Origin of the sequence: Litoribaculum gwangyangense, from assembly GCF_039543505.1 — a bacterium.
Lineage (GTDB): Bacteria > Bacteroidota > Bacteroidia > Flavobacteriales > Flavobacteriaceae > Litoribaculum > Litoribaculum gwangyangense.
In genome coordinates, this window is the sequence record NZ_BAABJW010000003.1 from 105,167 (window position 1) to 118,007 (window position 12,841).

General features: G+C 32.5%; 12 protein-coding genes and 1 tRNA gene. 4 read left to right on the forward strand and 9 right to left on the reverse strand.

The features are described 5' to 3' along the window. Positions 1-6: 6 nt before the first annotated feature. The 6 genes from ABD963_RS10000 to ABD963_RS10025 form a co-directional block, all read right to left on the reverse strand. Positions 7-2,301 (reverse strand): M1 family metallopeptidase, encoded by a 2,295-nt coding sequence (locus tag ABD963_RS10000; RefSeq protein ID WP_345276830.1) that lies wholly within the window; start codon positions 2,299-2,301, stop codon positions 7-9. Positions 2,302-2,353: 52 nt separating this feature from the next. Continuing rightward, positions 2,354-4,609, reverse strand: a complete 2,256-nt coding sequence (locus tag ABD963_RS10005; protein ID WP_345276831.1) for a M1 family metallopeptidase — start codon at positions 4,607-4,609, stop codon at positions 2,354-2,356. A 106-nt stretch (positions 4,610-4,715) separates the two neighbouring features. Beyond that, positions 4,716-5,219 (reverse strand): DUF6702 family protein, encoded by a 504-nt coding sequence (locus ABD963_RS10010; protein ID WP_345276832.1) that lies wholly within the window; start codon positions 5,217-5,219, stop codon positions 4,716-4,718. 60 nt (positions 5,220-5,279) lie between these two features. Then, positions 5,280-6,032 carry a peptidase associated/transthyretin-like domain-containing protein gene (locus ABD963_RS10015; protein ID WP_345276833.1) on the reverse strand — a complete coding sequence of 251 codons (753 nt, stop codon included), beginning with the start codon at positions 6,030-6,032 and terminating at the stop codon, positions 5,280-5,282. Positions 6,033-6,072: 40 nt separating this feature from the next. Further along, complete coding sequence (locus ABD963_RS10020; protein ID WP_345276834.1) at positions 6,073-6,783, reverse strand: peptidase associated/transthyretin-like domain-containing protein; 711 nt, start codon at positions 6,781-6,783, stop codon at positions 6,073-6,075. 179 nt (positions 6,784-6,962) lie between these two features. Then, positions 6,963-7,763 carry a carboxypeptidase-like regulatory domain-containing protein gene (locus tag ABD963_RS10025; RefSeq protein ID WP_345276835.1) on the reverse strand — a complete coding sequence of 267 codons (801 nt, stop codon included), beginning with the start codon at positions 7,761-7,763 and terminating at the stop codon, positions 6,963-6,965. Positions 7,764-7,872: 109 nt separating this feature from the next. Here ABD963_RS10025 and pepE point away from each other — a divergent pair, with 109 nt between their 5' ends. Beyond that, positions 7,873-8,580 (forward strand): dipeptidase PepE, encoded by a 708-nt coding sequence (gene pepE / locus ABD963_RS10030; RefSeq protein ID WP_345276836.1) that lies wholly within the window; start codon positions 7,873-7,875, stop codon positions 8,578-8,580. Positions 8,581-8,665: 85 nt separating this feature from the next. On the opposite strand, the gene ABD963_RS10035 is transcribed toward pepE, so the two are convergent. Next, positions 8,666-8,738 (reverse strand) — tRNA-Gly (locus tag ABD963_RS10035). Positions 8,739-8,785: 47 nt separating this feature from the next. Then, positions 8,786-9,211 (reverse strand): GNAT family N-acetyltransferase, encoded by a 426-nt coding sequence (locus tag ABD963_RS10040; protein ID WP_345276837.1) that lies wholly within the window; start codon positions 9,209-9,211, stop codon positions 8,786-8,788. A gap of 143 nt (positions 9,212-9,354) precedes the next feature. Here ABD963_RS10040 and ABD963_RS10045 point away from each other — a divergent pair, with 143 nt between their 5' ends. Continuing rightward, the gene (locus tag ABD963_RS10045; RefSeq protein ID WP_345276838.1) at positions 9,355-9,744 is read left to right on the forward strand and encodes a GNAT family N-acetyltransferase; all 390 of its coding nucleotides are present in this window, start codon (positions 9,355-9,357) and stop codon (positions 9,742-9,744) included. Between the two features lie 65 nt (positions 9,745-9,809). Next, the gene (locus tag ABD963_RS10050) at positions 9,810-10,577 is read left to right on the forward strand and encodes a M48 family metalloprotease (RefSeq protein WP_345276839.1); all 768 of its coding nucleotides are present in this window, start codon (positions 9,810-9,812) and stop codon (positions 10,575-10,577) included. A 71-nt stretch (positions 10,578-10,648) separates the two neighbouring features. On the opposite strand, the gene ABD963_RS10055 is transcribed toward ABD963_RS10050, so the two are convergent. Then, a complete protein-coding gene (locus tag ABD963_RS10055; RefSeq protein WP_345276840.1) occupies positions 10,649-11,050 on the reverse strand; it encodes an ankyrin repeat domain-containing protein in 402 nt (133 codons plus the stop codon). A gap of 247 nt (positions 11,051-11,297) precedes the next feature. Between ABD963_RS10055 and gpmI the strand changes: the two genes are divergently transcribed. Continuing rightward, complete coding sequence (gene gpmI / locus ABD963_RS10060; RefSeq protein ID WP_345276841.1) at positions 11,298-12,815, forward strand: 2,3-bisphosphoglycerate-independent phosphoglycerate mutase; 1,518 nt, start codon at positions 11,298-11,300, stop codon at positions 12,813-12,815. The last annotated feature ends 26 nt before the right edge of the window (positions 12,816-12,841 follow it).

The window sequence follows — 12,841 nt, forward strand, 5'->3', positions numbered from 1 at the left end:
TTTTTACTAACCTCTAACCTTTTCTTTAAACTTTTCGAAATCACTTTGTTTACTTTTTTTAGGCCATGAATTGTTAGAAGTATCAATATCTGCTGTTTCTAATTTAGGATCTATTACAATACTTACAATTTCCTTATCTGATGCAATAGTTTTACTAACTTCATTATCATTTAGCCGCCAAATTTGAGCTGGATAGGTTTCTGTTTTCGAAGTACCATCGTCGTAAGTATATTGAACGATAATTGGCATAACCAAACCACCTGGTTTCTCAAAAGTAATATTATAAAAGTATTTAGGAGCATGTATGTTTTTACGCTCTTCTTCGGTAAAGTTATCCATTAAATATTCTTTTAAAGTTGGTGAAGCACTTATTGGATCGGAATTACGCATGGGTTCTTCAAACTCTTCACTGCCTTCTTCTACCAAAAAAACATAGTCTTTGATATCTCTATTAAATCTTTTTGCCAATTCTTCGCCATACTTATTTGGCTTTGAGGTTACATAATATTTTTTTACTTCTTTTAAACCTATATCTACCCAATCTGTCGTATAAAACCAACCTCTCCAGAACCAATCCAAATCAAAAGCAGAAGCATCTTCCATAGTTCTAAAAAAATCTTCAGGAGTTGGGTGTTTGAACATCCAACGTCGAGCATACTCTTTAAATGCATAATCAAAAAGTTCACGGCCCATTACCGTTTCTCTTAAAATATTTAAGGCAGTAGCGGGTTTTCCATAGGCATTATTACCAAATTGATAGGTATTTAAACCTTTGGTCATTATGGGTGCAATATAATCTTGGTCTCCACTCATGTAAGGAATAATTTTAGCGGCTGGCCCACGTCTTGAAGGGAATACTTCATCTCCTTCAGAAAGGGCATCAGGGTACCATTCACCAAAATCCTGTTGTGCAACATATTGAACAAAAGAGTTAAGACCCTCATCCATCCATGTCCATTGACGTTCATCACTATTAACAATCATAGGAAAGAAATTATGTCCTACTTCATGAATGATAACACCCATCATGCCATACTTTACGCGATCACTATAAGTACCGTCTGGTTCTGGTCGACCAAAATTGTAACAAATCATGGGATACTCCATCCCCATAGGTGCATGAACAGAAATAGCTTTATGATATGGATAATCAAAGGTCATTCTTGAATACGATTTCAAAGTACTAGCAACTGTTTTTGTTGACCATTGCTCCCATAAAGGATTGCCCTCTTTTGAATAAAGTGAAACTGCCATCACATTTCTATCGCCAATTTTTACAGCCATCATATCCCAAATAAATTTTCTTGATGTGGCAAAACCAAAATCTCGAACATTTTGAGCAGATAATTTCCATGTTTTTTTACTACTGCTTTTTTGTTTTTCTGCTATTTCGGCTTCTGCTTGCGTAACAATTTTAACTGGAGTATCAAACGTGTTTTTTGCTATTTCGTAACGTTTCATCATCTCTTTAGTGAACACTTCTTTACGATTTGTTAACCAACCGGTACCATCTAGAATATGATCTGCTGGTACTGTTATATTCACATCAAAATTTCCAAAAGGTAAAGCAAACTCATCTCGCCCCCAAAACTGTGAATTTTGCCATCCCTCAACATCATTATAAACAGCCATTCTTGGATAAAACTGGGCCATTACATAAATTCTATTATCATTTTCTGGGAAATATTCATATCCTGAACGACCACCATCTTTTACATGGTCATTAATGTTATACCACCATTTTATTGAAAACGAGAATTGCTCACCCGTTTTTAGTGGTTTTGGTAATTCCACACGCATCATGGTTTGATGTATCATATGTGCTAAATCGTTTCCATTCAAATCAATAACTTTTTGAATATTAAATCCCCCATCAAAACGCTCTTTCATGTAAGAATTAAAAAATCCATCGGTTGTAGATGCCTCTCTGATAGCTCTGCTTTCAATTAAAGGTGATTTAGAGTCTTTAGCCCTCATATTTTGGTCTAACTGAACCCATAAATAAGTTAATTCATCTGGTGAATTATTGGTATATGTTATTGTTTCAAAACCTGAAAGCCTAGCCTTTTCATCATCAATTTCTATATCCATTTTGTAATCAGCTTGCTGCTGATAATACCCTGGTCCGGGAGCACCAGAACCGGTTCTAAACATATTTGGTGTAGCAAACTCATCATATAACTGTTTGAACTTATTAGTATTAGTATGTCCACTTTTTCTAATTGCTTTTTGCTGCTCTTGAGCAAAAACAGACGAAGACACTATTACAAAAGAAAAGAATAGATATGCTAGTTTTTTCATTTTGACTTTTTTGTTTTTGGTTATTGTTTTAAACTGATTAGTTGATGGCTTTTTAACCTTTTACTTTATCTTTAAATTCATCAAATTTATTTTCCTTATTTTCTTTTGGCCAAGAGTTGTTTGATGTATCAACATCAGCTGTTTCTAAATCAGGGTCAACAACTATATTTGTAATTGCCTTTTCTGTTTTAAACACCTTTTTTACTTCTTTATCATTATATCTCCAAATTTGTGCTGGATACATTTTTCTTTCCTTAGTGCCATCTTCGTATGTTAACTCCACAATTATTGGCATTACTAAACCTCCAGGTTTATTAAAAGTAACCTCATAAAAATATTTTGGAGCTTCTTTTAATGAAGCCCTTTCTTCATCTGGTAAACCTTGTAAATACTCATTTAAAAATTCAAAATCATTAGGACTTTTAGCGTCGTTTGGTATCGCACCATTTTCAGCTTCCGCATAGTAAACTAATTGATCTTTATAATTATCTAAACTCATATTATATCGTTTTGCTTGTTCCATAGCAACATCTGTTGGTTTATCTGTTAAATAGTATTGTTTAACATCTTTAACTCCTATATCGGTATAGTCCGTTGTGTAAAACCAACCTCTCCAAAACCAATCTAAATCCATAGCAGAGGCGTCCTCCATACTTCTAAAGAAATCTTCAGGAGTTGGATGTTTGAACATCCAACGTTGAGAATAGGTTCTAAAAGCATAATCAAATAGCTCCGGTCCCATAATGGTTTGTCTTAGCATGTATAATCCAGCTGCTGGTTTCGTGTAAGCATTAGGTCCGAATTGGTAAACATAGTCTCCTTGAGACATTATTGGTGATAGATAACTTTGATCGCCTCCCATATAAGGCACAATATCTTTGGGCAAATTCCCAGTAATAAAATTAGGGTCGTAATCTAACTCTGCTAACGTTTCAACAAAAGAATTTAATCCTTCGTCCATCCAAGTCCATTGTCTTTCATCGCTATTAACAATCATTGGAAAGAAATTATGTCCAACCTCATGCGTGATAACTCCAATCATTCCTCTTTTTACTCTTTCTGAATAAGTTCCATCAGGATTTGGACGCCCATAGTTAAAACAAATCATAGGGTATTCCATTCCTTGTCTTTCTGAATGCACAGAAACTGCTTTACTATAGGGATAATCAAATGTTAGTTTGGAGTATTCCTCCAAAGTATTTGCAACCACTCTGGTTGAATGTTCTTCCCACAAAGGATTTCCTTCCTTTGGGTAAAGTGAAATTGCCATAACCGCTCTTCCATTAATATCAACAGCCATGGCATCCCATATGTATTTTCGGGATGAGGCAAATGCAAAATCTCTAACCATATTGGCTTTAAAGTGCCATGTTTTAGTTTTATTACTCCTTCCTTTTTCAGCTACTTCAGCTTCTGCTTGAGTTACAATAAAAACAGGGTCTTTAAATGATTTTTTTGCTATTTCGTATCGTTTTTGCTGTTCCTTTGTTAAAACATCTTTTGGGTTTTGCAAATCTCCAGTAGCTTCTAAAATATGATCTGTTGGTACCGTTATTTTTACATCAAAATCTCCAAACTCCAAAGCGAACTCACTTCTACCCCAAAATTGCATATTTTGCCAGCCTTCAACATTATCGTAAACGCAAAGTCTTGGATAAAACTGCGCTATAGTATAGTTGTTATTGCCATCCGGAAAGGTTTCCAAACCAGAACGACCACCATCAACATTTATATCATTGATATTATACCACCACTTTATTTGGAACTTAAAAATTTCACCTGGAGCTAAAGGTTTGGACAAATTGATTCGCATCATCGTTTGATTGATTGAATGAGATAAATTTGATCCATCTTCATTTTTTACATACTCGATATTGAAACCTCCATCAAAACGCTCTTTTAAATTAGCGTTGGTAAAGGATTTCGCACCATTAAAAGGTACATTAAAACTCTCTGAATTAATATCTGGCGTTTTTGAATCTTTGGCCCTCATATTTTGGTCCAGTTGTATCCACAAATACTCCAAATAATCTTTTGAATTGTTATGATAGGTGATTTTTTCATCACCATAAATTCTATTTTTATTTTCGTCTAAACTAACATTTATAATATAATCTACCTTTTGTTGTGTGTAGGCATAACCGGGCGCACCAGAAGCTGTTCTAGTTTCGTTTGGAGTAGCTAATAGGTCTTTCATTTGCCTAAATTTATTTTGGTCTGTGTGACCTTGAGGTTTAGTTTCCTCTTGAGCAAATAAGCCAGTAGAAACCAAAAAAATAGATATAATAAAATACGTGAAGTTTTTCATTGTTTATGTGAGTTTATTTAAAGATTTTGAGTTTTTGATTAAAATAAATAGATATAATTTAACGAAAAGGGCGAATTTAATAAATTCATAAAGTTTATTAATTTATTTAATTAAAATTTAACACCATAGTGCTATTTTGATTGGAAAGTATCATACTCTTTTGTTTTGAGTATATTTTTGTTTTTACAATATTTTGCTGTTCATCATACAAATCGAACAAAACCTGATTAGTAATTTCTATAGTATTTATGTTTTTAATATTTTCAACTTCCAAATAACAACGCATAATATCTCCGTCGTATTCTTTACCAATAAAATTGACATCTACACTTTCGTTATTTATTTTGATTGTCACCTTATTTTTTAAATATTTTTCAACATAAGTGTTAGCAATTTCGGGTTCATCCTTTCCTGCCAAAGTAATTTTTTCATCATATCGTTCTCTCAATAAATTTTCAAAATCATCAATAAAAATTCTTGAAGTTATTTGAACTGATTGTTTCTCTTGAATGTAATTAATTTGGGTAACGCTGATATAATATTTATGCAAAGAAGTAAATGCCAAAAGCGGTGTTATTAATACGAATAGAAATAATGTAGATATTCTCATCTCTTTGTTTTGATTGCGAAAGTAATTATTATAATGTTTCAAAAAGCATTCCAGAAATAATTAGTCTTTATTAACGTTTAGGTTTTGATTATACTGTAGAAATTTTTCCTTTAAAAATTCTAATATTTCAACATTACTTTTATTTTGGCATCTAAAATTAAAATTAATATCGTCCTCACAGAAAAAGAAAAAATCGTTTTTCAAACTGTCTTCAAGTTTATAAACACTAAAAAAATCTTCTGATAAAGCCCCTTTAATTCTGCGAAGTAAATCGGCATTTCTTTCCTTTTTAACACGATCCTTTAGCATTTTGGTTCTGCCCGTAATAGCGTTGATAAGTGGTAAAATTGAAACGGAACCCCCTGCTCCCATTGAATTACCATTAACAGAAGGTCTAAAATTTGAGGCTTCACTTAAGCGTCTCTCACTTTGTGTTGCAATTTTACCTGTGTAACCCGGTATACCTACATCATAAAAATTAATAGGCAGCTCGCCCTCTGTATTCTTTATGTCATACAATAAATCCCCCGAAAGTATTTTACCTACCATTACCTCATCTAACTCATTTATCTGTTCCTCTAGAGTAACAAAAATAGCTTTGGATAATATAATTTCCTGAGAGAGAATTACTTCTTTTTGCTGATGCTGAATGGACGAAAAAACAATGGTATCATACAACTTTCCTGTTATATTAAATACTCCCGTATTATCGGTAATTGTAAATATTTTGGAAGTTTTATTGATTACATGGATATTCTCAACATTTGATTTGCTTTCAACTTTACCAGTTATTTCGACTGATTGGGAAACCATTTTTTGAACACAAAACATGGAAACGAATATTACTATGCTGTTAATTTTTCGCATCCTCAAGATTAAGGAATTCCTCCTTTTGCCTTATTAAAAACTCTATTAGTTGTAATTCATTTTCGGGTTTTAATAACTCTGGTTTAATTCCATTATTCTCTATAAAAACCAAAAAAGATTCAACATTTTCTTGTGGTATATTAAATGTCCCACTTATTTCTTTATGGGAGTAAATATCTAACAACTTTGTTGGTTTGAGCCTTTCAATATTTCCATCGTTATTTAAGGATGTTCTTGGTTTGGATTTCTTCAACAACTTAAATATTTTTACGAAATCTGGTAAATAATTGCGTTCATCAGGATGTATAATTGATATTAAATGGTCTTGAATGACTCCTTTACTAAATACTTTATCTTCACTCATTTCAAAGGCATTCATATTTCCTAAATCAATAGGCTTGAGCTTCATAACTTTAGTATTCTGTATGTCTGTTTGTAAATTACCAGATAGACCAGATGATAAGGTAACTGCATCTAAATAATTGACCTGTTCAATTAGTTGAATTTTTAACTGTTTTGATTTTATCACCTCATCATCAATGGTAATGGTAACCGTTTGAAATTGTAATGCTGATATCTCTATAATATCATTCAAAGCTACCTTTAATACAAAAAGTCCTTTTTCATCTGTAATGGTTCCTTTGTTTGATGATTTATTAAAAATTGTTATCGCTTCTACATCATTAGTGGAAGACAAAATAACTCCATATACCTCAACCCTGTTAATGGTTTGACTATGCGCTATAAATAAATAAAATTGAAATAATAATAAAAGTAATACGTGTTTCTAATTGGTTCATTTAGAACCTAAATTAAACATATCTAATCTTAAAGAAAACGTAAATACCTTTTAATATTTTGTTAAAACTCTATCGGCTAAGGCTTTGGTTTTAAAAAATCTAAACTTTTTTTATGTAAAAGTTCCAGAAATTCCAACTCTTTGCCATAATTAAGTAATGAAAAATCAAAATCACCACTTTCAACATACCTAATAAATTCTTCAACTCGATGCGCTGGGATATTGAAATTATCCACTAAAAATTCTGAACCAAAATAATATTTAATAGATTCTACGGGAACATCAGGCACCCCTACCTTCTTTTTATCCTTAACCTCAGATCTAAAGAGTGGCAAAAGTAATTGGTCAACCACGTTAATAATATTTAATCCATTTACCATGGTAGGTTGTTGTGAGTTGACTGCCATATTTTCCACCTCAGATTTATAATCCTTTTCAAAATTATATTCTGCACTATGTTTTACGCCAAAATATAAAGCGTCAAGTTTAGGCTTAAATGGTTTTACAGACTCAACATCCTTATTTAAATTACCCGAAAGGCCTTTTCTAAAAACAATAATTTCATCTAATTTGTTGATCTCCTCAATTAAAAAAAGTTTTATTTTTTTCGAGTTAATGATAGCCTCATTAACAATGAAATTTATGTTTTCATATTGCAAGGCACTAACTTCAATTGTGTCATTTAAAGCAACCTGAATGGTAAACTCTCCATTTTCATCACTAATAACCCCGCTGTTTGTAGAGGTATTGAAAATAGTAATACCCGAAATATCATTTCCCTCAACAATAATTTTTCCACTAACCTCAATCCTATTTTTAGTTTGTGAAAGTGTTATATAAGGCAATAAACATATTATAAAGAAGAAGAATTTTTTCATATTTTTTTGTTTTGAAATTACTACTTTAGTTTCTAATTAAGAAGTAAACCATATGAAAATTTTGCTAAAATTTTCATATGGTTTGATTTATCAAAAAAAAACATTTTTTATGAAAAATATTTTTATTGCAAGCACCTCTACCATTCATGGAAGTGGTTATCTTGATTATATTTTAGATGATTTAAAAGTGTTTTTTAAAGATGCTGAAACAATCCTATTCATACCATTCGCAAGACCAAGTGGTATTTCGCATGATCATTATACAGAAAAAGTAAGTAATGCTTTTTCTAAAATCAATATTAAAACCCACGGCATTCACACTTTTGAAAACCCCATTGAAGCTGTAAAAAATGCCGAAGCTATTTTTGTGGGGGGTGGTAATACATTCGTGCTGACCTATCAACTCTACAAAAACAACTTGATAGATATTTTAAAAAAGGTCATAAAAAACGGCACGCCCTATTTAGGCACTAGTGCTGGAAGTAATATATGTGGATTAACCATTAAAACGACCAATGATATGCCCATTATATATCCTCCAAGTTTTAGTGCTCTGGCATTAGTGCCTTTCAATATCAATCCTCATTATATGGATCCCGATTTAAACAGCAAACATATGGGCGAAACCAGGGAAACCAGAATCCATGAGTTTCATAATTTCAATACACCTCCTGTAATAGGTTTACGAGAAGGCAGTTGGCTAAAAGTAGAAGGCCATTCGATTATTTTAAAAGGTTCTTTAACGGCTAGGGTTTTTGAGTACAATAAAGCACCTTATGAAGTGAAGCCAGAAACAGAGTTAAATTATCTGAAATAATAGGACGTAATTCTCCAAACAAAAGTTTATTCTAATATTTTAAGTTATAAAATAAAAAAAACCTCTTTATTGTAAGAGGCTTTTGAGCGGGAGACCGGGTTCGAACCGGCGACATTCAGCTTGGAAGGCTGACGCTCTACCAACTGAGCTACTCCCGCAATTATGGAAGACAAATATATTAACTGTTTCGTTAACTAAATAAAAATTATAACTTTTTTAAAAAATGATATCCCAAAATGTTAAAACCTTGATTGTAATAAAATTTATGGGAAGGGTAATTAGTTACATAGGTATTTAACTCAACCGCTTCACAACCTTTGCCAGACACATAATCATAAATCCATTTGAAAAACTGTTTACCCAAACCTTTTCCTCTATAAGTTTCTTCAATAAAAACATGGTCTGGTTCAACACTTTTACCAGAGTAATGACGAGTACAAAACCATAGTCCACAAACGCCAATCAACTTTTCACCTTCTAAAATAACGGCACATTCATAATTTTGATTGACCATTTCATGGAAACGCTTCTGTAAAACTGGAAAAGAGATTTTTTCATCATTGAGTTTTTGTACTAATGGGATTATCAAATCTATATGTTCCTTATCTAAAATTTTAAATATAAAACCCATAAATAAATTTTTCGTGAAGGTAATAATTCCTCAAAATATTTTATGTTTGATTTATGAAATTCTAAACTGAACAGAACATTAAAAATTTAGATTACGATATAAGAATTATAAGTTCTTTAGAAACTTATAAAGTTAGGCAACCTATGTTAAGAGCTGGAAAACCAATAGAAACTTGTGTTTTTGATGGTGATGATTTAGAAACCACTTTTCATTTAGGTATTCATACTAAAGATAAATTAGTTGGGATATGTTCCTTTTTTAAAAAAGACCACACTGATATTCAAGGAAAAAATCAATATCAGCTAAGGGGTATGGCAGTTTTGAAAGAATATCAAGGCTTGGGTTTAGGAAATATTATTTTAACCTACGGCGAAAAAATCCTTGAAGAGAAGAAAGTAGAAGTTATTTGGTGTAACGCCCGAGAAGTTGCCTTAAATTTTTATAAGAAATGTGGGTACCAAATTATTGGGAATTCATTCCTTATTCAAGATATTGGATGGCATTATGTAATGTTTAAGTTTATAAATGATTAATCCAAAATCAAACAAAGAGTTATTATAAACTCCAAATTTTGTAATTTTAATTTTACTCTATTAAAATGAGAAGCAGAAATTTTAAATTAAGGTTATTATTAGGCGCTGGAATTGCCCTTTTTTTTGTTTTAAAAAGATGCAGTCAGCGTGAGGAAAACCCCTATACGGGGAGAATACAAACCATTTCAATGAGTGCAAATGAAGAAATAGCGATTGGATTGCAAAGTGCCCCACAAATGGAAAAAGAATATGGTGGCTTACACCCCAATAATCAGTACCAAGCTTTGGTTGATAACGTAGGCAATAAACTGGTGAATAATAGTATTGCTAGAGAAACACCCTATCAATATGAATTCCATTTATTATCCGATCCAAATACCATTAATGCTTTTGCACTGCCAGGTGGACAAGTATTTATTACTTACGCCTTATTTTCGAAATTAGAAAACGAAGATCAATTGGCAGGTGTTTTGGGACACGAAATTGGACATGTTTTAGGCAGGCACAGCGCAGAACGTATTGCAGAAAGTGAGTATTGGCAAGGTTTAGTAACAGCAGGATCGGTTGGAGCAGATATGGGTGGTTTAATAAGTGGTATTGGCCAAAATACATTACTTACAAACGGCAGAGATGATGAACTTGAGAGCGATGAATTAGGTGTTAAATTTATGATTAAAGCTGGCTATCAACCAGAAGAAATGATTGGGGTTATGGAAATTCTTAAAACAGCCGCTGGACCAAACCGAGTTCCTGAATTTCAAAGTACACATCCAGACCCTGATAATAGGATTGAAAAAATTAGAGAAGCTATCGAGAAATACAAAAATCAATAAAATGAAAAAGCCTTGAAAAACAAGGCTTTTTTTGTGAGCGACTAACTCAAATAATTACATGTATCTTATACTTATTTTTGTTTTTTACCTTTAGACAATGCTTCTTTGATAATAGCAGCTGTATCCTGAGCCCCGTGGAGCTCGGCATAATCTAAAGCTGTTTTTTTATTGTCACTTTTTGCTTTTAAGTTAGCTCCATGAACAATAAGAAGCTCCAAAATGTCGGTCCTATTAAATTTTGCCGCATACATAGCTGGAGTCATGCCATTAGATTTTTCATTCACATCTGCACCCCTAGCGATAAGTTTTTGAACGGTTTCTAAATCGCCTTTGGCAATAGATACACAAAATGAGTTCACTTTAAAGAAATACTCATAGTTGCTAGTTTCGATGTTTGTGGAAATTGGTTCTGCGTTAACATTTGCAATTGAAAAACATAACGCAACAGCTGAAATAATGATTGTTTTTTTCATGATGAAAGATTTTAATTTGATTTAATGATTCGTTTTTTGATATACTAAATAGACGCATTAAAATTCAATCTGTTACACTTAAATGAGTAAATAACATATTTTTAACGTTTGTTTCACAATTAATTAACGGAATGTATAATTTGACAGAAAAACAAAAAAGCCTTTAAATACGATGCTTTTCAAGAGCTATTTATCTGTTTTTATATCAAACTTAATTATCTTTACAGCATATTTAAATTTTAACAGAATGAACAAAAAAGTTATCTTAATGATACTCGACGGGTGGGGTAATTCTCCAGATCCCAAAGTATCTGCCATAGACCATGCGAACACTCCTTTTATAGATTCTCTTTATAAAAAATACCCTTATGCCACCTTAAGAACAGATGGTTTACATGTTGGTTTACCAGAAGGACAAATGGGTAATAGCGAAGTGGGCCACATGAATTTGGGAGCTGGGAGAATAGTCTATCAAGATTTGGTTAAGGTAAATTTAGCTGTTAAAAATAAAACATTGAATACCGAAAAAGTGTTGGTTGATGCATTTAATTATGCTAAAAAGCAAAATAAAGATGTGCATTTTTTAGGCCTTTTGAGTGACGGTGGTGTACATTCTCATATTAATCACTTATTTGGGTTATTAGATGCCGCAAATGATTTTGGGTTGAAAAATATTTATGTCCATGCCTTTACAGACGGTCGCGATGTGGACCCCAAATCCGGATTCGGATTTCTCACAGAATTAGAATCCCACTTGGAAAAAACAAATGGTAAGTTAGCCACCGTTACTGGTAGATACTATGCTATGGATAGGGATAAACGATGGGAACGTGTTAAAATAGCTTATGATGCTATGGTAAATGGTGTTGGAGAAAAATCGACCAATGTAACAGATACCATCCAAAAAAGTTACAATAATGATATTACCGATGAATTCATTAAACCTATCATAATGGTTGATGACAACAGCGAGCCTGTTGCGAAAATTAAAGATGGAGATGTGGTTGTATTTTTCAATTTTAGAACAGATCGCGGTCGCGAACTAACCGAAGCCTTGTCTCAAACAGATTTTCATGAGCAAAACATGCATAAATTAAATTTGCACTACGTAACGCTTACTAATTATGATGACACTTATAAAAACGTAAATGTTATTTTTAACAAAGATAATTTAACCGAGACCTTAGGAGAAGTTTTAGAAAAGTATCATAAAAAACAAATAAGAATTGCTGAAACCGAAAAATATCCACATGTAACTTTCTTTTTCTCTGGTGGAAGAGAAACCCCATTTGATGGTGAGACTCGTATTTTAAGAAACTCTCCAAAAGTGGCGACCTATGATTTAAAACCAGAAATGAGTGCTTACGAATTACGTGATGCCTTGGTTCCTGAATTACAAAAAGGAGATGTAGATTTTGTTTGTTTAAATTTTGCCAATGGTGATATGGTTGGTCACACAGGAGTGATGGAAGCTGCAATAAAAGCATGCGAAGCCGTTGACGTATGTGTTAAAGATGTAGTAACAGCGGCTTTAGAAAATGGCTACACTACACTTCTAATAGCCGACCATGGAAATTGTGAAACCATGATAAACCCAGATGGTTCACCCAACACTGCTCATACTACTAACCCGGTTCCTGTTATTTTAATTGATAATGAATTAACCCATATTAATCATGGTATTTTAGGTGATATGGCACCAACTATTTTAAAACTTATGGGAATTCCACAACCAGAAGCCATGACACAACACGCTTTAGTATAATCATTAAAAATTATTGTACTTTTACC